At 65.0% G+C, this 24,280-nt stretch carries 22 protein-coding genes and 1 pseudogene; 10 read left to right on the forward strand and 13 right to left on the reverse strand.

The window, feature by feature from the left end:
* Positions 1–26: 26 nt before the first annotated feature.
* Positions 27–1,322 carry an aminotransferase class V-fold PLP-dependent enzyme gene (locus CE453_RS06825; RefSeq protein ID WP_089173898.1) on the forward strand — a complete coding sequence of 432 codons (1,296 nt, stop codon included), beginning with the start codon at positions 27–29 and terminating at the stop codon, positions 1,320–1,322.
* A 127-nt stretch (positions 1,323–1,449) separates the two neighbouring features.
* Here the strand turns inward: CE453_RS06825 and CE453_RS06830 are convergent, their stop codons facing one another.
* The 4 genes from CE453_RS06830 to CE453_RS06845 all read right to left on the reverse strand — a co-directional run bounded on the left by CE453_RS06830 (position 1,450) and on the right by CE453_RS06845 (position 5,795).
* Positions 1,450–3,069: a peptide chain release factor 3 gene (locus tag CE453_RS06830; protein ID WP_089173899.1), complete on the reverse strand. Its 1,620-nt coding sequence runs from the start codon at positions 3,067–3,069 to the stop codon at positions 1,450–1,452.
* A 50-nt stretch (positions 3,070–3,119) separates the two neighbouring features.
* Positions 3,120–3,926, reverse strand: coding sequence for an ABC transporter permease (locus CE453_RS06835; protein ID WP_248307984.1), 807 nt, complete (start codon positions 3,924–3,926; stop codon positions 3,120–3,122).
* The gene (locus tag CE453_RS06840) at positions 3,923–4,873 is read right to left on the reverse strand and encodes an ABC transporter ATP-binding protein (RefSeq protein ID WP_248307985.1); all 951 of its coding nucleotides are present in this window, start codon (positions 4,871–4,873) and stop codon (positions 3,923–3,925) included. The genes CE453_RS06835 and CE453_RS06840 overlap by 4 nt, the downstream gene beginning before the upstream one ends.
* Positions 4,874–5,144: 271 nt before the next feature.
* Positions 5,145–5,795: a hypothetical protein gene (locus CE453_RS06845; protein WP_089173900.1), complete on the reverse strand. Its 651-nt coding sequence runs from the start codon at positions 5,793–5,795 to the stop codon at positions 5,145–5,147.
* Positions 5,796–5,999: 204 nt separating this feature from the next.
* Between CE453_RS06845 and CE453_RS06850 the strand changes: the two genes are divergently transcribed.
* From CE453_RS06850 to CE453_RS06860, 3 genes are all read left to right on the forward strand, one after another.
* Complete coding sequence (locus CE453_RS06850; protein WP_089173901.1) at positions 6,000–6,368, forward strand: EamA family transporter; 369 nt, start codon at positions 6,000–6,002, stop codon at positions 6,366–6,368.
* Positions 6,369–6,507: 139 nt separating this feature from the next.
* On the forward strand, positions 6,508–7,512 hold the full coding sequence (locus CE453_RS06855) for an NAD-dependent epimerase/dehydratase family protein (RefSeq protein WP_089173902.1): 1,005 nt from the start codon (positions 6,508–6,510) through the stop codon (positions 7,510–7,512).
* A gap of 2 nt (positions 7,513–7,514) precedes the next feature.
* Positions 7,515–8,957 (forward strand): aspartate aminotransferase family protein, encoded by a 1,443-nt coding sequence (locus tag CE453_RS06860; RefSeq protein WP_472840993.1) that lies wholly within the window; start codon positions 7,515–7,517, stop codon positions 8,955–8,957.
* 82 nt (positions 8,958–9,039) lie between these two features.
* Here the strand turns inward: CE453_RS06860 and CE453_RS06865 are convergent, their stop codons facing one another.
* The 8 genes from CE453_RS06865 to CE453_RS06900 all read right to left on the reverse strand — a co-directional run bounded on the left by CE453_RS06865 (position 9,040) and on the right by CE453_RS06900 (position 16,433).
* Positions 9,040–9,339 carry a hypothetical protein gene (locus CE453_RS06865; protein WP_089173904.1) on the reverse strand — a complete coding sequence of 100 codons (300 nt, stop codon included), beginning with the start codon at positions 9,337–9,339 and terminating at the stop codon, positions 9,040–9,042.
* 151 nt (positions 9,340–9,490) lie between these two features.
* A complete protein-coding gene (locus CE453_RS06870; protein WP_089173905.1) occupies positions 9,491–10,114 on the reverse strand; it encodes a TlpA family protein disulfide reductase in 624 nt (207 codons plus the stop codon).
* An 87-nt stretch (positions 10,115–10,201) separates the two neighbouring features.
* Complete coding sequence (locus CE453_RS06875; protein ID WP_089173906.1) at positions 10,202–11,515, reverse strand: FAD-binding oxidoreductase; 1,314 nt, start codon at positions 11,513–11,515, stop codon at positions 10,202–10,204.
* A complete protein-coding gene (locus tag CE453_RS06880) occupies positions 11,512–12,402 on the reverse strand; it encodes a UbiA family prenyltransferase (protein WP_089173907.1) in 891 nt (296 codons plus the stop codon). Before CE453_RS06880 ends, CE453_RS06875 begins: the two co-directional genes overlap by 4 nt.
* A 228-nt stretch (positions 12,403–12,630) precedes the next feature.
* Positions 12,631–13,515: a tellurite resistance TerB family protein gene (locus tag CE453_RS06885; protein ID WP_089173908.1), complete on the reverse strand. Its 885-nt coding sequence runs from the start codon at positions 13,513–13,515 to the stop codon at positions 12,631–12,633.
* Between the two features lie 244 nt (positions 13,516–13,759).
* Positions 13,760–14,572: an AprI/Inh family metalloprotease inhibitor gene (locus tag CE453_RS06890; protein ID WP_198302286.1), complete on the reverse strand. Its 813-nt coding sequence runs from the start codon at positions 14,570–14,572 to the stop codon at positions 13,760–13,762.
* Positions 14,557–15,531, reverse strand: coding sequence for a 2-hydroxyacid dehydrogenase (locus CE453_RS06895; RefSeq protein WP_472840979.1), 975 nt, complete (start codon positions 15,529–15,531; stop codon positions 14,557–14,559). Before CE453_RS06895 ends, CE453_RS06890 begins: the two co-directional genes overlap by 16 nt.
* A gap of 128 nt (positions 15,532–15,659) precedes the next feature.
* A complete protein-coding gene (locus CE453_RS06900) occupies positions 15,660–16,433 on the reverse strand; it encodes a FadR/GntR family transcriptional regulator (RefSeq protein ID WP_089173910.1) in 774 nt (257 codons plus the stop codon).
* Positions 16,434–16,665: 232 nt separating this feature from the next.
* On the opposite strand from CE453_RS06900, the gene CE453_RS06905 reads away from it, so the two are divergent.
* The 5 genes from CE453_RS06905 (at position 16,666) to CE453_RS06925 (ending at position 22,198) form a co-directional block, all read left to right on the forward strand.
* Positions 16,666–17,733 (forward strand): ABC transporter ATP-binding protein, encoded by a 1,068-nt coding sequence (locus tag CE453_RS06905; protein WP_089173911.1) that lies wholly within the window; start codon positions 16,666–16,668, stop codon positions 17,731–17,733.
* A gap of 117 nt (positions 17,734–17,850) precedes the next feature.
* Positions 17,851–19,155 carry an ABC transporter substrate-binding protein gene (locus CE453_RS06910; protein ID WP_089173912.1) on the forward strand — a complete coding sequence of 435 codons (1,305 nt, stop codon included), beginning with the start codon at positions 17,851–17,853 and terminating at the stop codon, positions 19,153–19,155.
* A gap of 186 nt (positions 19,156–19,341) precedes the next feature.
* Entirely contained in the window at positions 19,342–20,298 is a 957-nt protein-coding gene (locus tag CE453_RS06915; RefSeq protein ID WP_089173913.1) for a carbohydrate ABC transporter permease, read from the forward strand.
* The gene (locus CE453_RS06920) at positions 20,291–21,193 is read left to right on the forward strand and encodes a carbohydrate ABC transporter permease (protein WP_089173914.1); all 903 of its coding nucleotides are present in this window, start codon (positions 20,291–20,293) and stop codon (positions 21,191–21,193) included. The genes CE453_RS06915 and CE453_RS06920 overlap by 8 nt, the downstream gene beginning before the upstream one ends.
* Positions 21,194–21,292: 99 nt before the next feature.
* Entirely contained in the window at positions 21,293–22,198 is a 906-nt protein-coding gene (locus tag CE453_RS06925) for an NAD(P)-dependent oxidoreductase (RefSeq protein ID WP_089173915.1), read from the forward strand.
* 4 nt (positions 22,199–22,202) lie between these two features.
* On the opposite strand, the gene CE453_RS06930 is transcribed toward CE453_RS06925, so the two are convergent.
* The gene (locus CE453_RS06930) at positions 22,203–23,261 is read right to left on the reverse strand and encodes a LacI family DNA-binding transcriptional regulator (RefSeq protein WP_089173916.1); all 1,059 of its coding nucleotides are present in this window, start codon (positions 23,259–23,261) and stop codon (positions 22,203–22,205) included.
* Between the two features lie 80 nt (positions 23,262–23,341).
* On the opposite strand from CE453_RS06930, the pseudogene CE453_RS06935 reads away from it, so the two are divergent.
* Positions 23,342–24,280: pseudogene (locus CE453_RS06935) on the forward strand (NAD(P)-dependent oxidoreductase); the annotation flags it as partial.

The following is a 24,280-nucleotide window of genomic DNA, read 5'->3' on the forward strand; positions in this document are numbered from 1 at the left end:
GCGCGCCGTCTCAGGAGATCAAGGCCATGTCGAACCCGGTTCTGCAGACCAACCGCCGCGCGCTGTTGCTTGGCCTTGGAACCGCGGCTCTGGCTGCGCCGGCTTTCGCCCGTTCGCTGCCGGCCCTGCCGACATCGAACCTCGGAGCGGATGCCGGCTATTGGCAGGCCGTGCGCGGCCTCTACAGTGTCACCCCGGAGATGGTGAACCTCGAGAACGGCTATTGGGGGATCATGGCCGAGCCGGTGAAGGCGGAATACAAGCGCCTGACCGATTTCGTGAATTTCGAGAACACGGTCTACGCCCGTTCGAAGATCGGAAAGGACCTCGACGATGTCCGTACGCCGCTCGCGGAATTTCTCGGCGTGGCTCGCGAGGAGATCGCGCTGTCGCGCGGCGCGACCGAGGCGCTCCAGGCCCTGATCTCCGGCTACAACAAGCTGCAAGCCGGCGACACGGTGCTCTATGCCGACCTCGACTACGATTCAATGCAGTATGCGATGAACTGGCTCAAGGGCCGGCGCGGCGTCGAGGTTGCCAAATTCGACATTCCCGAGCCCGCCACGCGGCAGGCCGTGCTCGATGCCTATGACGCTGCGCTGAAGGCCAATCCGAAGACCAAGCTCCTCCTCCTGACCCATGTCAGCCATCGCACCGGGCTGATGATGCCGGTGAAGGAGATTGCGGCCATGGCCAAGGCGCGCGGCGCCGACGTTATCCTTGACGCGGCCCATAGCTGGGGCCAGGTCGATTTCCGGGCGAAGGATCTCGGCGTCGATTTCATCGGCTTCAACCTGCACAAATGGATCGGCGCGCCGCTCGGCGTCGGCATGATCTATATCGCCCGGGATCGCCTTGCCGATATCGACACCTACATGGCCGACGAGGATTTCAAGGCCGACGATATCCGCTCGCGCCTGCATACGGGCACGCCGAATTTCGCGGCGCAGCTGACGGTGCCGATGGCGCTTGCCCTGCATCGGGAAATCGGGCCGGAGGCCAAGGAAGCGCGCTACCGCCATCTGCGCAACTACTGGGTCGCCAGGGCGCGCGAACTCAAGGGCGTCGAAATCCAGACGCCGGACGACCCGAGCATGGTCGCCGGCATCACCTCCTTCGCGCTGACCGGCAAGCGTTCGGTTGCGGACACCAACGCCATCGTCGCGGAGCTGCGCGACAAGCACAAGGTGATGACGGTGCGCCGTGGCGGCGTGGCCAAGGGTAACACCATCCGCATCTCGCCGGCGCCCTACATCATGGAAGCCGACCTCGACAAGTTCGTCGCCGCGCTGGCGGTGGTGTCGGGCAATCGGGCGGGGTGACGCCGGGCTTTGCCTCCGGCGTCGTGGTCGGACTGTGCCGACCCTCCGCGTCTTCCTTCATGCCGTGAGGTGTTCAAGACGTGGATGCTCGCCACAAGGGCGAGCATGACGAAGAGAAAGGCCGGCCTCAGCCCTTCGCGACCTTCTGGTAATCCTTCACGTCGGAGAAAGTGACGTCCGGCGCGCGCTCGGCGTCGTATTTCAGCGTGAACTGGCTCGACGCCATGAAGACCGGGTCGCCGTCGAGGTCGTCGGCCATGGCCGAGGGCTTGGCGCCGACGAATTTCGCGAGCGCCGCCTTGTCGTCCGAGGAGACCCAGCGCGCGATCGAGAACTGGCAGGGTTCGAAGTCGATCGGCAGCGAATACTCCGCCTCCATCCGCTCCTTGAGCACGTCGAGCTGGAGCGCGCCGACGACGCCGACGATGGCGGGCGCGCCGTCATGTGGCAGGAAGAGCTGGACGACGCCTTCCTCTGCCATCTGCTGCAGGGCCTCGCGCAGCTTCTTCGCCTTCATCGCATCCTTCAGCTTGACGCGGCGCAGGATCTCGGGCGCGAAGCTCGGCACGCCCTTGAAGACGATGTCCTCGCCCTCGGTCAGCGTGTCGCCGATGCGCAAGGTGCCATGGTTGGGCAGGCCGACGATGTCGCCGGCGAAAGCCTCCTCGGCGATCGAGCGGTCGCGGGCGAAGAAGAACTGCGGCGCATTGAGCGGCATCGGCTTGCTGGTGCGGACCAGCTTGGCTTTCATGCCGCGCGTGAGCTTGCCCGAGCAGACGCGCATGAAGGCGATGCGGTCGCGGTGGTTCGGGTCCATGTTCGCCTGGATCTTGAAGACGAAGCCGGTCATCTTCGGCTCGCCCGCCTCGATCTCGCGCTTGTCGGCGATCTGGGCACGCGGGCTCGGTGCATAGGCGCCCAGCGCGTCGATGAGATCGCGCACGCCGTAGTCGCGCAGTGCGGCGCCCCAGTAGAGCGGTGTCAGATGGCCCTCGCGGAAGGCCTGCAGGTCGAAAGGCTTCAGGCCTTCGCTCGCCAGAAAGACCTCCTCGCGCCAGGTTTCGGCAGCGCCATCGGGCAGGACCTCGTCGAAGAACGGATCGTCCCAGCCGTTGACGCGCTTGTCCTGGGCCGTTTCATCGCCCTTCTGGTTGCGGCGGAAGGTCGAGTTCTTGAGGTCGTAAGTGCCCACGAAGTCGCGACCACGTCCGACCGGCCAGGTCATCGGTGCGACGTCCAGCGCCAGCGTCGTCTCGATCTCGTTGATCAGGTCGAAGGGGTCGCGGGTTTCGCGGTCGACCTTGTTGATGAAGGTGACAATCGGGATGTCGCGCAGGCGGCAGACTTCGAACAGCTTCTTGGTGCGGTCCTCGATGCCCTTGGCGGCGTCGATCACCATCACGGCCGAGTCGACCGCGGTGAGGGTACGGTAGGTATCTTCCGAGAAGTCCTCGTGGCCGGGCGTATCGAGCAGGTTGAAGACGTGCCCGCCATATTCGAAGGTCATCACCGAAGTGACGACCGAGATGCCGCGCTGGCGCTCGATCTTCATCCAGTCCGATGAGGTCTGGCGCCGGCCCTGCTTGGCGCGCACCTCACCGGCGAGCTGGATCGCGCCGCCGAAATAGAGCAGCTTCTCGGTCAGCGTCGTCTTGCCCGCGTCCGGGTGCGAGATGATCGCGAAGGTGCGCCGGCGCGCATGCGGGGCTTGCGTCCCTGGAGCCTGGAGGGTCGAAAGATCGGTCATGGCCGGTGTGAAGACAGGATGAATCCGGCGAAGTCAATCGGCATGCCGACTCAGTTCTTCAGCCGGTAGCCGGTCTTGAAGATCCAGCCGATGATGCCGATGCAGAGCGCCAGGAAGAAGATCGTCATGCCGAGGCTGACACCAAGGCTGACATCGGCGAGGCCGTAGAAGCTCCAGCGGAAGCCGCTGATCAGATAAACGACCGGGTTGAACAGCGTCACCTTCTGCCAGAAGGGCGGCAGCATCGCGATCGAGTAGAAGGAACCGCCGAGGAAGGCGAGCGGCGTCACGATCAGCAGCGGGATGACCTGCAGCTTCTCGAAACCGTCGGCCCAGATGCCGATGATGAAGCCGAAGAGGCTGAAGGTCGTCGCCGTCAGCACCAGGAAAAGCAGCATCATCAGCGGATGCTCGACGCGCAGCGGCACGAAGAAGGTGGCCGTCAACAGGATGATCAGCCCGAGCAGCATCGATTTGCTGGCTGCGGCGCCGACATAGCCGATCACGGCCTCCCACCAGGCGACCGGCGCGGAGAGCAGTTCGTAGATCGTGCCGGTGAACTTCGGGAAATAGATCGCGAAGGAGGCGTTGGCGATGCTCTGCGTCAGCAGCGACATCATGATCAGGCCGGGGACGATGAAGGCGCCGTAGGGCACGCCCTCGATCGACTGCATGCGCGAACCGATGGCGCCGCCGAAGACGATGAAATAGAGCGCCGTCGACAGTACCGGCGAGACGATGCTCTGCAGGGGCGTACGCCAGGTGCGCGCCATCTCGAAGCGATAGATCGCCGCGATGGCACGGATATTGAGGCGCATGCCCGCCTCCGTCTCGCGGTTGGTGGTGACGGTTGTCATGCGCGCTCCTTCACCAGGCTGACGAAGATGTCCTCGAGCGAGCTCTGGCTGGTGCTGAGATCACGGAAGCGGATGCCGGCCTCGGAGAGGTCCTGCAACAGCGTGGTGATGCCGGTGCGGTCGGCCTGGGTGTCGTAGGTGTAGACGATCTCGTCTCCGGCCGGCGACAGGCTGAGGTCGAAGGTGGAGAGCGTGGCGGGCAGGGCGGTGATCGGCTGCTGGAGCTGCAGGCTGAGCTGCTTCTTGCCGAGTTTGCGCATCAGCTCCGTCTTGTCCTCGACGAGGATGATCTCGCCCTTGGAGATGACGCCGATGCGGTCGGCCATCTCCTCGGCCTCTTCGATGTAATGCGTCGTGAGGATGATGGTGACACCGCTATCGCGCAACCGGCGGACCATCTGCCACATGTCCTGTCTCAGCTCGACATCGACGCCGGCCGTCGGCTCGTCGAGAAAGAGAATGCGCGGCTCATGCGCGAGTGCCTTGGCGATCAGCACCCGCCGCTTCATGCCGCCGGAAAGCCGTCGGATCTGCGTGTCCTTCTTGTCCCAGAGCGAGAGCTCTTTCAGGATCTGCTCGATGAAGGCCGGGTTCTTCGGTTTGCCGAACAGGCCGCGGCTGAAGCTGACCGTGCTCCAGACCGTCTCGAAGGCGTCGGTGGTCAGTTCCTGCGGTACGAGGCCGATGGTCGAGCGCGCGGCACGGTAGTCTCGCTGGATGTCATATCCGTCGGCGAGGACGGTGCCGGTGCTCGGCTTCACCAGCCCGCAGATGATGCTGATCAGCGTCGTCTTGCCGGCGCCGTTCGGGCCGAGCAGCGCGAAGATCTCGCCGCGCCGGATTTCCAGATCGACGGATTTGAGCGCGCTGAAGCCGGTGGAGTAGGTCTTGGAGAGCCCGGAAACCGAGATGATCGGCGATGTCGAGGTCATGAGCATGGGCGCCATATAGGCCTGTTCGATGACGGTTGCGATGGTCGGTCGAGCGGGAAAAGCACGAATTCCTGCCAGCGCATGGCGGGACCGGCAACGGAAAAGGCCGGGCAACCTTGCCCGGCCTCGTCATACAGTCGCCTGGCCACGGGCTATTTCATGAAGAACCACAACAGGATGATGATCGGAATCGGAACGCCCAGAAGCCATAGGATAATCGAACGCATCAGCAGCCCCTCAGTGGAAGGATGATGCTGTGGCAACGTCTGCCGATGCGTGAAGGTTCCTATGCGTGACGGTCCAAGGGCGACACCAGCGCCTCGGCACTCGGATGCCAGAGAGGCCGGTAGCCCTGCTTCAGCGCTGCGAGAGTGGCAGGCGGCGTCAGGACCGTCACGATCCCCGTTGGGCGGCTGCGGCGGGCAACGTAGCCTGCCGGGGACCAGAGCAGAGCCGAGCCCGCGCGCAATGCCAGAAACTCATCTCCGCCGGTGGCCAGCAGCATGGCTCCCTCAGGCAGCTCCGAGGCCGGCAGACGATGCATGCGCTTCTCCCGGCCGGATCGACGCTCGCTGTCAAGGATCCTGTCGATCGCCGGGAAGAGCGGTACCTCTGCCAGACCGAGCCCCTTCACCAGCGCCTCGCGATAGGCGAGGGCATCGCGCCGCCGGCATTCCATGCAGGGTCGGTGGCCTGCGGCGAAGGCGGTGACCTCGTCGCAGAAGAACAGGTCGGTGTAGCCACGGCCCCAGACCTGGTGCCGGCGTCCCTTGAAGGAAAGCACGCAGCAGATCCACTGGCGGCTGGCCTGGATGCGGCGCGGCAGCACCTGCGTCTGCGGATCATGGAAACGTCCGCCGCGATTGCCGAACAGGGTGCCACGCGTCGGATCGGCAAAAAGCGCACCGTCCGGCCTGACGCGATTGGGCAAGGGCATGAGCTCACCTCCACGGGAGACAGGGTGCCAGCATAGGAGCGGGGCTGTCAGGACGCGGCAGGGACGAGCGTGCTGGTTTTCTGCAAATCCCGCAGGTTCTTCTTAACGTTAGGATCAAGTCGGGTGCGGCCCCTAAGGCATTTGAAGTATTTTCGGGCGCACTCCAAGGGGCGCACAAGGCGAGCGGAGTCGGTCGGCGTCACGATGAGTTCCTATATTCCCTTGATCCTGTTCACGGTGCTGACCAATGCGGCGGCGCAGTTGATGTTGAAGCGGGGCATGAGCGGCCTCGGCGGTTTCGATCTCGCCCGCGACGGAGTTGTCGGGACGGTGTTCCGTGTCGTCTTCAATCCCTTCGTCTTCGCAGGGCTCTGCACCTTCGTCATCAGCATGGTCTCGCATCTGATCGTGCTCTCGAAAGTGCAGATCAGCTATGCCTATCCATTCCTGAGCCTCGCCTATGTCGTGGTCGCGGCCTATGCCTATTTCATCTTCCATGAGGATCTGAGCCCGAGCCGTATCGCCGGCATCGGCTTCATCGTCATCGGCACTGTTTTCATCGCACAAAGCTGAGGGAGATCATGGACCTGATCGTTCGTTTGTTCCTGCGTCTCGGCGCGCTGTTCGCGGTGCAGCCTGACGCCACGCTCAAGCCGGTTCCCGTGCCGGCGAGGGTGCGCCAGCCGCGCCTGTTCCGCTGAGGCCGCCGGGAATGAAACACATCATCATCGGCGGCGACGGCTTCGTCGGCTCGCATCTGGCGGCCGATCTCGCGGCACTGGGCGAGACTGTGCTCGTCGCTGACATCGCCAAGAGCAACCACGCGCATTATGCGGCCGTGCCCTTTCACAAGATCGACGTGACCAAGGCGGAGAGCGTGGAAAGCCTTCCGCTGGCGCCGGAGGACGTGGTCTACAACCTCTCGGCCAAGATGCTCTCGCCGATCGTGACGCGGGCGGAGCGGCACGAGTTCTTCTGGCCGGTAAATTACCACGGCACACAGAACATCCTGAGCTGGATGGAGAAGAACGGCGCCGATCGGCTCGTCCATTTCACCACCGACATGATCTACGGCCATTCGGTGACGGTGCCGCAGGATGAGACGCACCCGGCGCATCCGCTCGGCGAGTACGGCGAGAGCAAGCTCGCGACCGAGCGCCTCGCCGAAGAATACCGCGCCAAGGGCTTCAAGATCTCGATCTTCCGTCCGCGGCTGATCATAGGGCCCGGCCGGCTCGGCATCCTGGTCAAGCTGTTCAAGCTGATCGACCTCAACCTGCCGGTGCCGATGATCGGTGGCGGCAACAACCCCTACCAGTTCATTTCGGTGTTCGACTGCGCCAGTGCCTGCGTCGCGGCCTGGAAAGCGGGCTTCCCCAACGAGGCCTATAATCTCGGTTCCGATGATCCGCCGCCGGTGAAGAAGCTTCTCGGCGACCTGATCAAGCATGCCGGCTCGAAGTCGATCCTGCTGCCGACGCCGGCCTCGCTGGTGAAGCTCACCCTCGATGCGCTCGACGCGGTGAACATGCCGATCATGGACCCGGAGCAGTACAAGATCGCCGACGAGGTCTGTATCCTCGACACCTCCAAGGCCAAGCGCGAACTCGGCTGGCGGCCGCAATACCGCGACGAGGACATGCTGCTCGCCGCCTATACCGAATACCGCAAGGGCAAGGATGCCCTGAAACAGGCGCATAGGAGCCTTGCCGCATGAGCATGCCCGCCTTCAGCCAGGAGGATGCGCCCGTGAGCGGCTCCCGTCCCCAACTCATCAGCGTCGAGGCCGCCAAGCAACTCGACGCGAGCCAGGTCAAGGACTTCTTCGCCAACCATATCAACCCCGGCCAACTGCATTTCCTGAAGCTGCTCGGCTTCGACAGGATCCTCGTCGATCGCGCCGAGGGCATGCACTACATCACCAAGGACGGCCGCAGGATCCTGGATTTCTTCGGCGGCTTCTGCTCGGTCGCCTTCGGTCACAACCATCCGCGCATCGTCGCGGCCCGGCAGAAGTTCCAGGACGAGAACCGTCATGAGATCTGCATGGCCTTCATGTCGCAATACGCGGCGGCGCTGGCGAAGAACCTCGCCACCATCGCGCCGGGCGACCTCGACATGGTCTTTCTCGGCTCGACCGGATCGGAGGCGATGGAGGCGGCGCTGAAGGTCGCCGAGCAGGCGCAGGGGCCGGGCAAGTCGAAGATCCTGCATGCGGCCAACTCTTTCCACGGCAAGACCAAGGGCGTGCTCTCGGTCACGGATTCGACGCTCTACCAGTCGCAGTTCAAGTTGGTCGAGAACCGGGTCAAGGTGCCGTTCGGCGATATCGCCGCGGTCAGGCAGGCACTGGAGAGCGACCCGTCGATCGGCATCGTCGTGATGGAGACGATCCAGGGCGGCGGCGGCATCGTCGAGGCGCCGGATGGCTTCTGGCGTGAGCTGCGCGCGCTTTGCGACAAGCACGGCGTGCTCTGGATTGCCGACGAGGTACAGTGCGGGCTCGGTCGCACCGGCCAGTTCTTCGCTTTCGAGCGCGACGGCGTCGTGCCGGACGTGACGGCGCTGGCCAAGGCACTCGGCGGCTCCAAAGCGGCGATGGGCGCGATGATCGCCCGTCGCGAAGTCTACATGAAGGCCTATGGCAAGCCGAAGACGGCGCTGATCCATGCGCAGGCAACCTTCGGCGGCATGGGCGAGGCATGCGTCTCGGCGATCGAGGCGCTCAACGTCCTCTATGACGAGGACCTGATGGGCAATGCCCGGCGCCAGGGCGATTATCTGATCGCCCGCCTCGACGAGCTGCGCGCGAAATATCCGACGCTGCTCAAGGAGATCCGCGGACGCGGCCTGATGATCGGCGTCGAGTTCCAGGACATCAGTGAGACCATGCCGTTCGGCGTGAAGCATATGGTCGCGTTGCTCGACGACAAGCTGAAGGGCTCGCTCTGCGGCTTCGTCGGGGCTCTGCTGCTGAAGGAACACGACGTGCTCGTCGCCTTCACCGAATACAACCGCAACGTCATCCGATTGGAGCCGCCGCTGATCGTCACGCGCGAGCAATGCGACCAGTTCATCGCGGCGCTGGATGACGTGCTGTCGCGCGGCGTCACGGGCATCGTCACCGGCTATCTGCGCAAGGTCGCTGCCGCGAAGGGCTGAATGCCTAGGCAAATGTAAAAAAGAGGCCGGCGTGAGCCGGCCTTTTTGAGTCTTGGGTCTCGAAACGGGTCTTCCCGGAAACTCAGTAGTAGCCGCAGACGCGGCGGTAACCGATGACGTTGCCCCAGCGGTCGAAGCGCTCGACGAGGTCGCAGGAGCGGACGGGGGCAGGGGCGGCATAATAGCCGTAGCCATAGGCCGGACGAGTGGCGCCGGCGATGATGGCGCCTGCAGCGATTGCGCCGACGACGCCGGCTCCGGCACCCCAGCCGCCGTAGCGGTAGCCCCAGCGCGGCCGGGCTTCGGCACCCGAAGCGATCACGGTCGTGGCCAGCGTCAGGGCAGCGAGGGTGGCGGTCGTCGCCTTGCGGAACGTCGTCATGGTCGTCTCTTCCCTAAGTCTGTCGAGAGCGAACGGCTCGCCCTCCTATGCCGATTGGTCGCGGCAAGCGGCGGGGAGGTTCAAAGAGGCCGTCATTATTTTTCAGGCCCGCCGGTTGGCTGAGCGAATTGCCCGCCGATCAGGCCCGAAATCAGCCTGTGGTCCCCGCGTAGTAGCGCAGGAGCTTCAGGGCAGCCGGGCTGTCCCAATCGGCCTCGCCAACGAGATAGCCGACGCTGCGCGTTTCGCGGTCGAGCAGGTAGGTCATCGGCAGACCGTAAAGGGCGAAGGGCGTGGGTTCGGTCGACTTCGGCCCCGACGCCACGGTACCGGTGGCATCGATGAAGGTCGAGAGGTCGGCGAGCCCGAGCCGTTTGAGATAGGCGGTCACGGTCGCGGGAGACTTGTCGAGAGACACCGGCGCGACGACGAAGGCCTCGCGCGCAGCCTTCGCTTGCAGCCGCCGCAGAATCGGCAACTCCCGTCGACAGGGCGGACACCAGCTCGCCCAGAAATTCAGGAGCACGACTTTGCCGCGATAGGCGGAGAGAGGTCTGGTCCTGCCAGCGAGATCGGTCAGCACGAGGGAGCCGGCCTCCTCGGGTGGATCGAGCTGCACGAACTGCGAGCTTGGTCCTGTAAAGAGCGGAGGCTTCGCACGTGCCGGCGAGGCGGCAATCGGCGAGAGCAGGGTCATGGCGATGGCCTGGCGACGAGTCGGCGAGAAGGCAGCGTTCGGCGTCGGTGCCGGCCTGTCTTTCTTGGAAGGAGGCATGACGCAGCTGCTAGCAGTCTGAGGCTCCGATGGGGAGCGGAGGCTGCTGCTCCCTCACGGGGCTGTGATGTTCCCGGGGCGTGGCGGTTAGCCGCTGCCGACGCGGCGCCAGAAATCGGAGGAGAAGCCGGAATCGATATGGGCGGCGAACGCGCGCCACTGCGGAAAGGATGCCCGGAAGGTCGCCGGGGACATGCGGGCATCCTTGTAGGGATTGACGCGGCCGCCTGCCGCGATCGCGATCCGGTCGAGCTCCGTCAGCAAGGCCTCGGTGCGGGCGCCACGATTGGCGAAGTCGAGCGTCAGTGTCGCGCCCTGGATCGGGAAGGACATCAATCCGGGCGAGCGCTTGGCGCCGAAGAGCTTGAGGACGGTCAGGAAAGAGGCTTCGCCGGCTGCAAGCGTCCGCCGCAGCATCTCCTCGACGGCGGAGCGGGCTTCCGCCATCGGGACGGCGCATTGGAATTGTCGCAGGCCCTGAGGACCATAGACGCGGTTCCAGTCCCGGATGCGGTCGAGCGGGTAGAAGAAGGGGCGGTAGGGCACCCGGCGCGGCGCCGCGCCACGCGGCTGGCTGTGACGATAGAGCCAGTTGAAGGCGCTGAGCGTCGTCCGGTTGATCAAGGGAAAGGGCGGCCTGACCGGAAAGCGCAGGTTGCGACCCACCGACGGGGGCAGGAAGCCGTAATCCGGTGCATGATTGGCGCGGAAGAGGACCCCCCGGCCGAGATGACGACCGCTCGCCAGCGCATCGACCCAGGCGACGGTGTAGTCGTGGGTCGCATCGGAGCTGGCGGCCAGTTCGAAAAAGCCGTCTAGATTGTCGAAATGCAGAATTTCCTGCTCCATCGCGGCCGAGCGGATTGGCATGAGCTGCAGCGTCACCTGCGTGACCAGCCCTGTCAGCCCGAAACCGCCGATCGTGGCGGCAAAGAGATCGGCGTTGATGTCGGGTGCGCAGAGCAGGCTCTGCCCGTCGGAGCGCATCAATTCGAAGGCACGCACATGGCAGCCGAAGGTGCCGGCGCTGTGGTGGTTCTTGCCGTGCACGTCGTTGGCGAGCGCGCCGCCGATCGTCACGAAGCTGGTTCCCGGCGTCACGGGTGGAAACCAGCCGGCCGGCACGACGATGTCGAGCAGCCGGTCGAACAGGAGCCCCGGCTCGCAGGTCAGCAGGCCGGTTTCCCGGTCGAAGGCCAGCACCTCGTCGAGCCCGCGCGTATCGATCAGCGTGCCGCCGTCATTCAGGCAGGAATCGCCATAGGACCGACCGTTGCCATAGGCCAGCACCGGGCTGCGATGACCGGCACGATGTGCGATCCAATCCGCGGCACCGACGATCTCGCTGCCGCGTGCCACGAGGCCGCCCCAGGAGCGATACTCGCCGGGCGGGGCCGTCATGGCACGACCGTCGCCGCGACCATGATCAGGACCACGACCAGGCCCATGACCTGGCTGCGCCAGTCGCGGATCATGAAGATGAGGGGATCGTCGGGCACGAGGCCGCGCCGGGCCAGGAACCAGATTCGGGCCATCTGGTAGAGGATGATCGGGCAGACGAGCCAGATCAGCTTTGGCTGGCTGTAGAGCTGCTTCACATTGGCGCTGTCGACGTAGAGCGCCATGATGAGGGCGCAGGTGCAGCCCGAGGCCATGCCGAGCTGGGAGAGGGCCTCGATATCCTCGGCGTGATAGCCGCGCCCCACCTTCTTCAGACCGGACTGATCCTGGGTCAGGCGCAGTTCCGCATAGCGCTTCACCAGGGCAAGGCTGAGGAACAGGAACATCGCGAAGGCGAGCAGCCAGGAGGAGATCGGGATGGCGGCAGCCGCGTTGCCGGCCAGAATGCGCAGCGTGTGCATGGCGGCAAGGCCGAGAACGTCGACCAGCAGCTTGCGCTTCAGGACCAGCAGATAGGCCAGCGCCAGGAAGAGATAGGCCAGCAGCGCGAGCAGGTAGTATTTCGGTTGTGGCACGAGCAGGACGGTGGAGAAGGCGGCGATCAGAAGGATGGGGACCGCGGCATAGGCCTGAGCCGCCGTGATCTCACCGGCGGCGATGGGGCGCTTGCACTTCGTCGGATGTCTGCGGTCGGCTTCGACGTCCTTGATGTCATTGAGCAGGTAGATCGCCGAGGCGATCAGGCTGAAGGCCACGAAGGCGACAAGACCGAGCCAGAGCGCTGTCGGATCGAAGACGTCATGGTTGAGTAGGATCGGAACGAAGACCAGCCCGTTCTTGAGCCAGTGATGTGGCCGCATCGCCCTGATCATTGCGGTCACGGACATATCGGGGCTCCCCAGCGCTCCTGCGTCGTCTGCCGTCACGTCGGAAACGCGAAGAAACGGCGGCCGGCCAAACCGGCGCGGGGGTTGTGGGCGGAAAACCCCTAAGCGGGCGTGCACAGGCTGCCAAAACCGGCAACGAATTCAACGCCATGCTTAATGAGCGGCTTCCGCCGATGCGGAAACCGGCCAATCGCAGGGGCGCCGGCGCGCTTTGGTCGGCAGCGCGATCTACACCTTCGCGGTGCTCGCGGCGGCGTCGATATTGGCCACAAGCTCGGTGTCGAGACCGAGCGATCCGGCGAGACCCGCCAGGAAATCCTTTTCGGCCGGTGTATCCGGATTGATGGCGAGGCGCGCGGCCACATAGATCTGGGTGGCGAGCTCGGGCGTTTCGGCGGCTTCGGCAAGCTGGTCGATCGAGGCCGGCTTCGCCATCTCCTGAGCGAGCCAGTCATGCGCCTCGGCGTCGAGCCCTGCCTCCTTCAGCCCGCCGAGAATGGCCTTGCGCTCTTCTGCGTCGATATTGCCGTCGGCGGCCGCGGCAGAGATCATGGCGCGGATGAAGGTGAGGGCCGTGGCTTCGGTAGCTGCCTGGGGCTCGAAGCCGGTTCCGGCGGGGGCAGGCAGGATCTGCTGCTGATTGCCGTCAAGCAGCGGTTTGCCAGCCTGGTAGTTCTGATAGGCCTTGTAGGCGAGGCCACCGATGAGGGCGAGGCCGCCCAGCTTCGCAGCCGAGGCTGCGACGGAACGGCCGGTGCTGGAGCCGAAAACGAGTGCGCCGAGGCCACCGAGAACGGCCGTCGCCAGGGCGGGATTGTTGGTGAGGGCGCCTTTCGCCTGGGCCAGCAGGTCGCCGGCCGTCTGGCCGCCGGCTACGCGCCCGAGCGCATCGGTCGCGCCCTGCTGCACGCCCGTCTGCCGGGCGGCATCCCCGAGGCCTTGCGTGGCCTGGGTCAGAATCTGGCCGGCGAGGCCACCGAGCCCTCCCGAGCGCTGGACCTGTTCGGCCAGACCGCCGAGCACGCCACCCAGGCCGCCCTGCTGACCCGCCTGCGAAGCGGCCTGACTGCCAGCATTGACCAGGGCATCGAGCAGCGATTTGGCGTTGAACATCTTGGTCCTCCTCAAAGCTTCCGGCCGACCACAGGCGCGATCCGACCCGGATCAGCCTTGCAAGGACGGTGCGGTGAGGGCGCAGTTTGCACAGCTTCCCCGCAATGTCATGGTTAACAATCATTAACAATGAAGTGCCATTCGCCCCGGCGCGATCGCGAGCGATGGCGGACCCGGAGGACGCATTCGGCTTCGATGGATCGTTCCAGATCCAGCGGCGGCGCGCTTCTGCTCGTCGCGGTTGTCAGGGCGCGAGCTTGCGCATCAGAAGGGGTGCGCCCACGGCCGGATCCTTGCGCCACTGACCATTCTCGAAGATGAGCTCGACGCTGTGGCCGCGGCGCGCGACGAGCGAGAGGCGCCCGCTGGCATAGCGCCAGCTGACGGGGTCGAAGATCGTGAGTCCGGTATCCTGGCAGCGACCTTCGAATGCTGCCGCGGCTCCCTGGCCCGCATCCTGCCCGGTCGTCGGGGGCGATAGCAGGAGACGACAGGCCTCGCGGTTCTGCTGGCGCATCAATTGGTAGCGGCCGGGCAGATCGCCCGGGGCCGGCGCACGCGCCGGGTCGACAACGGTCGGCCGCTGGGCAGCCTCGGCGGGCATCGTGGGGCCCTGCGGGGGCCGGCCAGCGACGCGCGGATGCCCCTTCGCATCGAGCCGATAGGCCTTGCCGTCGCTGCCCTTGCCATCAAGCCCGGTTTCGGCAGAGCCGGCATGGAAACTCACCAGGACCTTGCCGGATGCGTCGAGCAGCTGTGGCTGGCTACCGGCGGACAAGGTCCATGCGGTCGCGGTGTCGAGAATGGGCAGGGCGCGTCGGCAAGTCGCCGGGAAGCGAAGCTGACGCAGATTGCCGGACAACTCCGCGCCGAGCGTGACGGTGCAGCGGCGCGCCGCGCCGGCGAGTTCGAGGTCCCAGGCGCCGAGCCAGCGCCGGATCGGCTCCGGTGCCTTGTCGGCGCCGCGCGGAAGCGGCACCGTCTGGGCAGCGGCCGGCAGGGCGCCGGCACCGAGCAGGAGGAGCGGCAGAAGCCGCCGGATCAGGCCTTTTTCCATGGCGTCTCCGACACGGGCGTCAGCGGCCCCTTGCCATCGAACCATGAAACCAGATTGTCGACCAGCAGCTGGCCCATCGCCTCGCGCGTATGGACGGAGGCCGAACCGACATGGGGCAGCAGCACGGCGTGCTCGATGGCGATCAGCTCGGCCGGCACGCGCGGCTCGTCCTCGAAGACGTCGAGACCGGCGGACAGGATCGTCCCGTCCTGGAGAGCCTTGATCAAGGCCTGCTCGTCGACCACCGTACCGCGCCCGACATTGACGAGGATGCCATTGGGACCGAGCGCTTTCAGCACCTCGGCATTGATGATGTGATGGGTCGAGGCGCCACCCGGTGCGACGGAAATCAGGACGTCGACATCGGCCGCCATGTCGACGAGCGAGGGATAGTAGCGATAGGGAACATCCGCCTGGCGTGAGCGGCCGTGATAGACGACCGGAAGGCCGAAGGCCTCGACGCGCTGCGCGACCGCCTTGCCGATGCGGCCGAGGCCGACGATGCCGACTTTGCGCCCGCGCAGCGAGGCCGTCAGCGGATAATTGCCCTTCAACCACTTGCCTGCGCGCAGATAGCGGTCGACCTGCGGGAGCTGGCGGACGGTGGCGATCAGCAGGCCGAGGGCGAGGTCGGCAACCTCATCGGTCAGGACATCGGGCGTGTTGGTGACGACAAGGCCGCGCCGGCCGGCTTCGGCCGCATCGACATGGTCGTAGCCGACACCGAAGCTCGAGACGATCTCGAGCTTCGGCAAGGCATCGAACAGCGCCGCATCGACCCGCTTGTGTCCTCCGCCGGCCGCGACGCCGCGCACCCGGCCCGAGACTTCGCGCAGCAGGGCGTCGCGATCCGGCGCGTTCCAGAGCTCGTGAACGGTGAAGCGGGCCTTCAACTGATCGGCGGCATAAGCCATCAGCGGGCCGGTCATGATGATCTCGGAGCGGTCGGAGGCTGTCATCGTGGTCTGTCCATATCCGTCATTGCGGTGATTCGTGTCTTATGAAACGATTAAAACCGTCAGGCGCTGTCGGAAACCTCGTAACAGGTTTCGCTCGAAGCGGCCCCTCGCGCTGAGGCGCCGTCTCATTATTTAGTATGATTTATTCTGGTGATTTTGTCGGGCTCTCCCTGCCCGACATTCACCGATGCCAGCGTGGTGTTCAAGCTGTCGATGACCAACCCTGTCATGCGAACCGCGGCGAGATCGCCGTCACGGTCGATGATCGCGAGCAGGATGTTCTCATGGTCGGGCAGGGAGTCGGCGAAGGCCTCGTCCTCGCCCTTCTTCAGCACCAGCGACCATTGCAGGGTGGCGATGACCGCACTCGCCAGGCATTGCAGCGGCGCGTTCTGGGATGCAGCGAAGATCGCTTCGTGGAACGCGAGATCGCCGCGTACGCAGGCGTCGGAATAGGGCGGGTTATCAGTCATCGCCCGTAGGGCGGATTCGATGCGGGCGATGTCGGCGGCGCTGCGGCGCTGGGCGGCCAGCCGCGCCACACTGGGCTCGACGAAACGGCGTAACTCGAAGAGATCGCGGATGAATTTCTCGTTCGGATCGGCCTCGAAATGCCAGGCCAAGACATCGGTGTCGAGCAAGTTCCAGCGTTCGCGCGGCGCGGCGCGCGTGCCGCTCTTGGGTCTTGCCTCGACCAGGCCCTTGGCCGTGAGGACCTTCACCGCCTCGCGATAGGCGGTGCGCGAAACCGAGATGTCGGCGCGCAGATCGTCTTCATTGGGGAGCAATTCGCCGGCGCCGATATCCCCGCTGATGATCGCAACCGCGAGCTTCTGGGCGACCTGGCCGAAGAGACGGTCCGGATTGAGTGTCGTCGGCCGCGAGAAATCGCGCACCCGCATGGATCGATCTCTGCTCTCGCCCTGCGGCAACTGCGTGCTTCCCCGGCCCGTCACCCGGCTCGTGTCCTGCTTGACAGGCTTCCGGGTATCGTATGACTTTATCCCAGACGCACGGGGATACAACCGCCGGGAATGGCGGTCTCGTTCGCATCGATCGGTCACAAGAAGCCGATATCAAGGCCGATGCCTGCAGAGGTTGCGGGCGTCCGGGGACGGTAGCAAGGAGGGAAGGATGGCCTCAGTCCAGATCGCCGATGTTCGCAAGGCGTATGGTTCGACGCAGGTGATTCATGGCGTCGACATCGACATCGACGACGGGGAGTTCGTCATCCTGGTCGGCCCGTCCGGCTGCGGGAAGTCGACGCTGCTGCGGATGATCGCAGGGCTGGAGAACATCTCCGGCGGCGAGATCCGCATCGGGCCGAAGGTGGTGAACGACGTTCCGCCGAAGGAACGCGACATCGCCATGGTGTTCCAGAACTATGCGCTCTATCCGCATATGACGGTCGCCGACAACATGGCCTTCTCGATGAAGCTGCGGAAGGCGCCGAAGACGGAGATCGAGGACCGCGTCAGCAAGGCGGCGCAGATCCTGGGCTTGAGCAATCTGCTCGAGCGCTATCCGCGCCAGCTTTCCGGCGGCCAGCGCCAGCGCGTCGCGATGGGCCGCGCCATCGTGCGCGATCCGCAGGTCTTCCTGTTCGACGAACCGCTCTCCAATCTCGACGCCAAGCTGCGCGTGCAGATGCGCACCGAGATCAAGGAGCTGCACCAGCGTCTGAAGACGACGACCGTCTACGTCACGCACGACCAGATCGAGGCCATGACCATGGCCGACAAGATCGTGGTGATGCATGACGGCATCGTCGAGCAGATGGGTGCGCCGCTCGACCTCTACGACAATCCGGCCAACCTCTTCGTCGCCGCCTTCATCGGCTCGCCCTCGATGAACCTGCTCAAGGGCAAGATCACAGCGGCGGGGTTCGAGGCGGAGAATCCGAAGGGCGGCGCGCCGCTGATCTGGCCGATCGGCAAGCTTCCGGCCGGTTCCGAGGGCAACGCCGCAGTCTACGGCATCCGGCCAGAGCATGTCCGGCTCGACCCCAACGGCATCAAGGCCGAGGTGGTGGTGATCGAGCCGACCGGTTCAGAGACGCAGGTCGTCGTCCGCTGCGGCGGCCAGGATCTCACCTGCGTCTTCCGCGAGCGCATCACCGCGCAGCCCGGCGAGAGCATCGGCATCGCGCCTGATACCGGCGTCACGCATCTCTTCGACGCGGCCACGGGCAAGCGTCTCTGAGAGATTCGCAGCCCGCCTGGTCATGGACCGCGGGCAGCGTCAGATTTGCGGCGACAACCATGCATGACGGGGGTCCGATGCAGGCCCTCGCGGCTTTTCACGGAGGAGAACATCACCATGGGCATTTCGAGACGTGATGTATTGATCGGCGGCGCCGGGCTTGCCGCTGGCGCGACCCTGCCGCTGGCACCGGCGATTGCGCAGGCCAATATCGAAAAGGGCGCGACGCTGCGCGTGCTGCGCCCCACCAAGTTCGTCGATCCCGACCAGAAGATCTTCGACGAGAACACCGAGGCCTTCACCAAGGCGACCGGCGTTCAGGTCAAGGTCGACTATGCCGGCTGGGAGGACCTGCGCCCGCAGACGGCGGTTACCGCCAATACCGGTGCTGGTCCCGATGTCGTGGTCGGTTGGGCGGACGATCCGCACATCTTCTCCGACAAGCTGATCGACCTCACGCCCATCGCCGAGGAGCTCGGCAAGAAATATGGCGGCTGGTATCCGATCGCCGAGAAATACGGCAAGAAGGACAAGACCAACCAGTGGATTTCGATCCCGATGGGCGCTTCCGGCGCGCCGGCGGTCTATCGCGAGTCCTGGGTCAAGGAAGCGGGCTTCGACACCTTCCCGAAGGATCTCGACGGCTTCCTCAAGCTCTGCCGCAAGCTCAAGGAAAACGGCCACCCGGCCGGTTTCGCCCTCGGCAATGCCGTGGGTGACGGCAACGCCTTCTGCAACTGGCTCGTGTGGACCCATGGCGGCTACATGGTCGACGAGAACAACAAGGTCGCGATCAACTCGAAGGAGACGATCGAGGCGCTGAAATACGCCAAGGCGCTCTACGAGACCTTCATCCCCGGCACGCTCTCCTGGCTCGACATCAGCAACAACAAGGCGCTGACGGCGGGCGAGATCGGCGTCACCCAGAACGGCGTCTCGCTCTATTTCTCGATCAAGAATTCGAAGGACGAGAAGACCGCCGCCATTGGCAAGGACCTGAATCACGCCACCATGCCCGTCGGTCCGCTCGGGCGTCCGTCGGAGCCGGCGCTGATCATCAACGCCATGGCGTTCAAACACACCAAATACCCGAACGCGGCCAAGGAATATCTCCGCTTCATGATGGAGAAGGAGCAGTACGACAAGTGGCTGACCGGCTGCTATGGCTACTGGACCCAGCCGCTGAAGGGCTATGCCGAGAGCAAGGTCTGGTCGAGCGATCCGAAGATCGTGGTCTACCGCGACACCTGGGAACGAGCGCTGTGGAGCGGCTACAAGGGCTCGATCAACGAGGCCGCCGGTACGGTCAACGCCGAATACGTCGTCGTGCAGATGGTCGCTTCGGTCTGCTCCGGCCAGGCGACGCCGGAAGAGGCGGCCAAGGAGGCCGAGCGTCGGGCCAAGCGCTACTACAAGAGCTGATTCCGTTCCGGAGCCGATCCGGACTGATGCGGCCGCCGGTTCGCCCGGCGGCCGAGGAAAGATCGCCGCGCGCCTGACCGGGCGCGAGAACGACGATCTTTTCGTTTGTTATCGCATCGGATTTTTCCGAAAAGTGATCATCACTTTCCGGCCCGATGCCGTTGTCGACCCAAACGCGAGGGCGCCATGGCCGTAGCTGCCGCCGAATCGCGAACCGTCCACAGCCTGCAGCAGAGCTGGCTGGTGCGTCTGTTCGACTACAAGCCGTTCCTGATCTTTCTATGCCTGCTGCCGGCGGCAGGCTTCCTGCTTGTCTTCCTCAGCTACCCGCTGGGGCTCGGCATCTGGCTCGCCTTCACCGACACCCGCATCGGCCGGGTCGGACAGTTCATCGGCTTCGAGAATTTCGAGTCGCTCTGGTACGACCGGGTCTTCATCACCTCGGTCTGGAACACGCTGCTCTATACGGGCGTGGCGACCTTCGGGAAATTCGCGCTCGGCCTCTGGCTGGCGCTGCTGTTGAACAACCATCTGCCGTTCAAATCACTGTTGCGCGCGATCATCCTGATCCCCTGGATCGTGCCGACCGTGCTCTCGGCGATCGCCTTCTGGTGGATCTACGATCCGCAATTCTCGATCATTTCCTATGTGCTGGTCGACGTACTCGGTTGGCGCGACACCTATATCGACTTCCTCGGCCAGCCCTGGCCGGCGCGGTTCTCGCTGATGGCCGCCAATATCTGGCGCGGCATTCCCTTCGTGGCGATCAGTCTGCTGGCCGGCTTGCAGACGATCTCGCCCTCGCTCTACGAGGCGGCGATGCTGGATGGCGCCAACTCCTGGCAGCGCTTCCGGCATGTCACGCTGCCGATGCTGATGCCGATCCTCGCGGTGGTGCTGACCTTCTCGGTGCTGTTCACCTTCACCGATTTCCAGCTCGTCTACGCCATTACCCGCGGCGGGCCGGTCAACGCCACGCATCTGATGGCGACGCTCGCCTTCCAGCGCGGCATCCCCGGCGGCCAGCTCGGCGAGGGTGCGGCGATCGCGGTGGCGATGATCCCGTTCCTCGTGATGGCGACGCTGTTCAGCTATTTCGGCCTCGCCCGGCGCAAGTGGCAGCAGGGGGAAGACAATGACTGACCAGACCCTCAGCGCACGCCCGCATCTCAAGGACAAGGAGCGAGACGGTGTCATCGACTGGTCGTCCGGCCCGCGGCGCTTCATCACGCTCTATCTGCCGCTGTCGATCTTCGTCTTCATCCTGCTGTTTCCGTTCTACTGGATGGCGATCACCGCCATCAAACCGAACGGGGAGCTGCTCGACTACAAGAACAACAACCCGTTCTGGGTGAAGTCGCCGACTCTCGAGAACATCAACAAGCTCCTGTTCCACACCGACTATCCGCAATGGCTGTGGACCACGATGATGGTCGCGGCGGTGGCGACGGCGCTCTCGCTGTTCTCGAGCGTGCTCGCCGCCTATGCGATCCAGCGGCTGAGGTTCAAGGGCTCGCAATATGTGGGTCTGGCGATCTATCTCGCCTATCTCGTGCCGCCCTCGATCCTGTTCATCCCGCTGGCGACGCTGATCTTCCAGTTCGGGCTGTTCGACTCGCCGCTCGCGCTGATCCTGACCTATCCGACCTTCCTGATTCCGTTCTGCACCTGGCTCCTGATCGGCTATTTCAAGTCGATCCCCTACGAGCTCGAGGAATGTGCGATGATCGACGGGGCGACGCGATTGCAGACGCTGTGGCGCATCACCCTGCCGCTTGCCATGCCCGGATTGATCTCGGCCGGCATCTTCGCCTTCACCCTGTCCTGGAACGAGTTCATCTACGCGCTCGCCTTCATCCAGTCAGCGGAGAAGAAGACGGTGCCTGTCGCCGTGCTGACCCAGCTTGTCGAGGGCGACGTCTACCACTGGGGCTCGCTGATGGCGGGTGCGCTGCTGGGCTCGATCCCCGTCGCGATCCTCTATTCCTTCTTCGTCGACTACTACGTCGCCTCGATGACGGGCGCAGTGAAGGAATGAGACCGGTGCGCCGGCGCCGCCAGCCCGGCGCCGGGCATCCATGCTCCCATCGTGTCGTGCTGCAGGTGCGTCACGCGATCTCGCGAAAGCTGCCGACTGATGCCTGACAATCCGATTTCCACCATCGCCTTCATCGGGCTCGGCGCGATGGGCGCGCCGATGGCCGAGAATCTGGTCAAGCGGCAGTTCAGGGTCCGTGGCTTCGACATGCGCGAGGCGGCGCGCGAGGCGCTGGCGGCGGCCGGTGGCGAGGCTGCTGCGAGCGCGGCCGAAGCTGCCGCCGGTGCCGATGCGCTCCTGCTGATGGTGGTCAACGCCGCGCAGGCGCGTGCTGTGCTGTTCGGGGCCGGGGCGCTCGCGGCGCTGGCGCCGGATGCCACCGTTATCCTGATGGCGACCTGCCCGCCGGGCGAGGCCGAGGCCATCGCGGCCGACGTCACCAAGACAGGCCGGCATTTCATCGATGCGCCGGTCTCGGGTGGCGTCAATGGCGCGCGGGGTGGAACGCTGACCATCATGGTCGGTGCGCCGAGCGACAGCTTCAAGCGTGCGAAGCCAGTGCTCGATGCGCTCGGCGACAAGGTCTTCCATGTTGGCGAGAAGGCGGGGCAGGGGGCGACGGTCAAGACCGTCAACCAACTCCTCTGTGGCGTGCACATCGCGGTCGCTGCCGAGGCGCTGTCGCTTGCCGAGAAGGCCGGCATCGACGGGCGGCTGCTGTTCGAGATCATGGGGGGCTCGGCGGCCTCGTCATGGATGCTGAAGGATCGCGGTCCGCGCATGCACGAGCCGGACCCGGCTGTCGCCAGCGCCGTCGACATCTTCGTCAAGGATCTAGGGATCGTGCTCGATGCCGGGCGGGCGGCGAAGACCGCACTGCCGCTGGCCGCGGCCGCCCATCAGATGTTCCTCGCCGCTTCGGGGCTGGGCCATGGCGGGCGTGACGATTCGCAGGTGGTGCGGGCCTATCGTGCTCTCAACACCAAGCCTGCGAACGATGCCTAGCGGGTCAGCGGGGCGGGCAGGTCGTTCCGCGCAGTACGAGTTCCGGCGTCAGCAGCAGGCGTTGCTGGGGCGCCGCCGGCTCGGCAATGCGCTGGAGCAGGAATTCGGCCGATTTCGCGCCCATCTGGTTCTGGAAATTGTGGATGGTGGTCAGCGCCGGATACCATTGCGCGGCCTCCTTCACGTCGTCGCAGCCGATCAGGGCGAAGTCGGTGCCGGCCTCGCGCCCGCGATGGCGCAGGCCCAGCATGGCGCCGAAGGCGGCAAGATCGTTCATGCAGACGGCGGCAGTCGGCGGCTCGGCCGCATCGAGCACCTGCTGGATGCCCTTGAGCCCGTTCTCGCGCGTGCCATAGGAGAAATAGACCAGCGCGGGGTCGATCGACAGGCCGTGCTGTGTCAGCCCCTCCAGATAGGCATGGTAGCGGTTGCGCCCGGTCGAGATACCCTCATTGGCGCAGAGGAAGGCGATGCGCCGATGTCCCAGCCCGATGAGATGCTCCATCGCCTGGAGGATGCCGTGGCGGTCGTCGGCGCCGACGAAATCGAGCCCGAGCTCGGGAATTTCGCGCGAGAGCTGGACGATCGGCACGCCGGTCTCGACCAGATGGCGCAGGCTTTCGGCCGTGCTGCCGCCTGCGGGGCAGAGGATCATGCCATCCGGCCGGTACTCGGCCAGCGAGTTCAGCACCCGCTCCTGCCGCTTCAGATCCTCGGCGTAGGTGCCAAGCAGGAGCGAGCGGCCGAAATTGGCGGTGGTCTCCTCGATGGCGGCCAGCAGTTCGGCGAAATAGGGGTTGGTGATGTCGTGGAAGCCGACGCCGATAATGTTGGTGCGGTCGGTGCGCAGCGCGGCGGCGCTGCGGTTGTAGCTGTAGCCCATTTCACGGGCGATCTCGCGCACGCGCTGGCGCGTCGCTTCCGCCACCAGAGGCGAATCGCGCAGAGCCAGCGAGACCGTCGCGGTCGAGACGGAAAGACGGTCGGCGATGATCTGAAGGGTGACGCGACTGCGGCCGGCGACGATCGCAGGGCTGGGCTGGGACGGGCTGTCGGCGGTCATCGCTGGTCCATGTCGAGGGCGAGCGTCGTCATGCGTCCTGAAGCCATCCGTTTCGGAGGAATCTCTCCCGTTCGCATACTCATACAGACAAGCAGGAGAATATGAAAATGAGTGCCAACAAGGAGTCGATCGGCTTCATCGGTGTCGGGTTCATGGGCCAGGGCATGGCCGCCAATCTCGTGGCGAAAGGCTTCCCGCTCACGGTGATGGGCCATCGCAACCGTAAGCCGGTCGAGGAGCTCGTCGCAGCCGGTGCCGTCGAGGCGAAGACGCCGGGCGAGCTGGCGCGTCGCTCCACCATCATTTTCCTGTGCGTCACCGGCTCGGCGCAGGTCGAGGAGGTGCTGAAGGGGGAGACCGGCATCATCGCCGGCGCCAGGCCGGGCACAGTCGTCGTCGACTGCTCGACCTCCGATCCGACCGTGACCGTCAGGCTCGCGGTCGAGCTCGAAGCCAAGGGGCTGCATCTGGCAGATGCACCACTTGGCGGCACGCCGGCCCAGGCGGTTCAGGGCCAACTTTCGACGATGATCGGCGCTTCGCCCGAGGTGTTCGCGCGGATCAAGCCCGCCTGCGAGGCCTGGGCGCAGAAAATCGTCCATCTCGGCCTCGTCGGCGACGGCCACAAGATGAAGCTAATCAATAACTTCCTGTCGCTGGGCTATGCGGCGATCTATGCCGAGGCGCTGACGCTCGGCGAGAAAATCGGCATCACGCCGCAGGTCTTCGACAGCGTCATTCGTGGCAGCCGGATGGATTGCGGCTTCTACCAGACCTTCATGCAATACGTGCTGGAGCGTGATCCCAACGCCCATAAGTTCACGCTGTCCAATGCGCTCAAGGACGTCCGCTATCTGGAGGGCGTCGCCAATGCGGCCGGGGTCGCCAATCCGATCGGCAATGCGGTGAAGAACAGCTTCGCCACGGCGGTCGCCAGCGGCAAGGGCGAGGACTATGTGCCGATGATCTCGGACTGGATCGCTGGCCTCAACGGGGTTTCGCTGGCCAGGAAGAACTGA

The organism is Bosea sp. AS-1, from assembly GCF_002220095.1.
Taxonomy (GTDB): Bacteria; Pseudomonadota; Alphaproteobacteria; order Rhizobiales; family Beijerinckiaceae; genus Allobosea.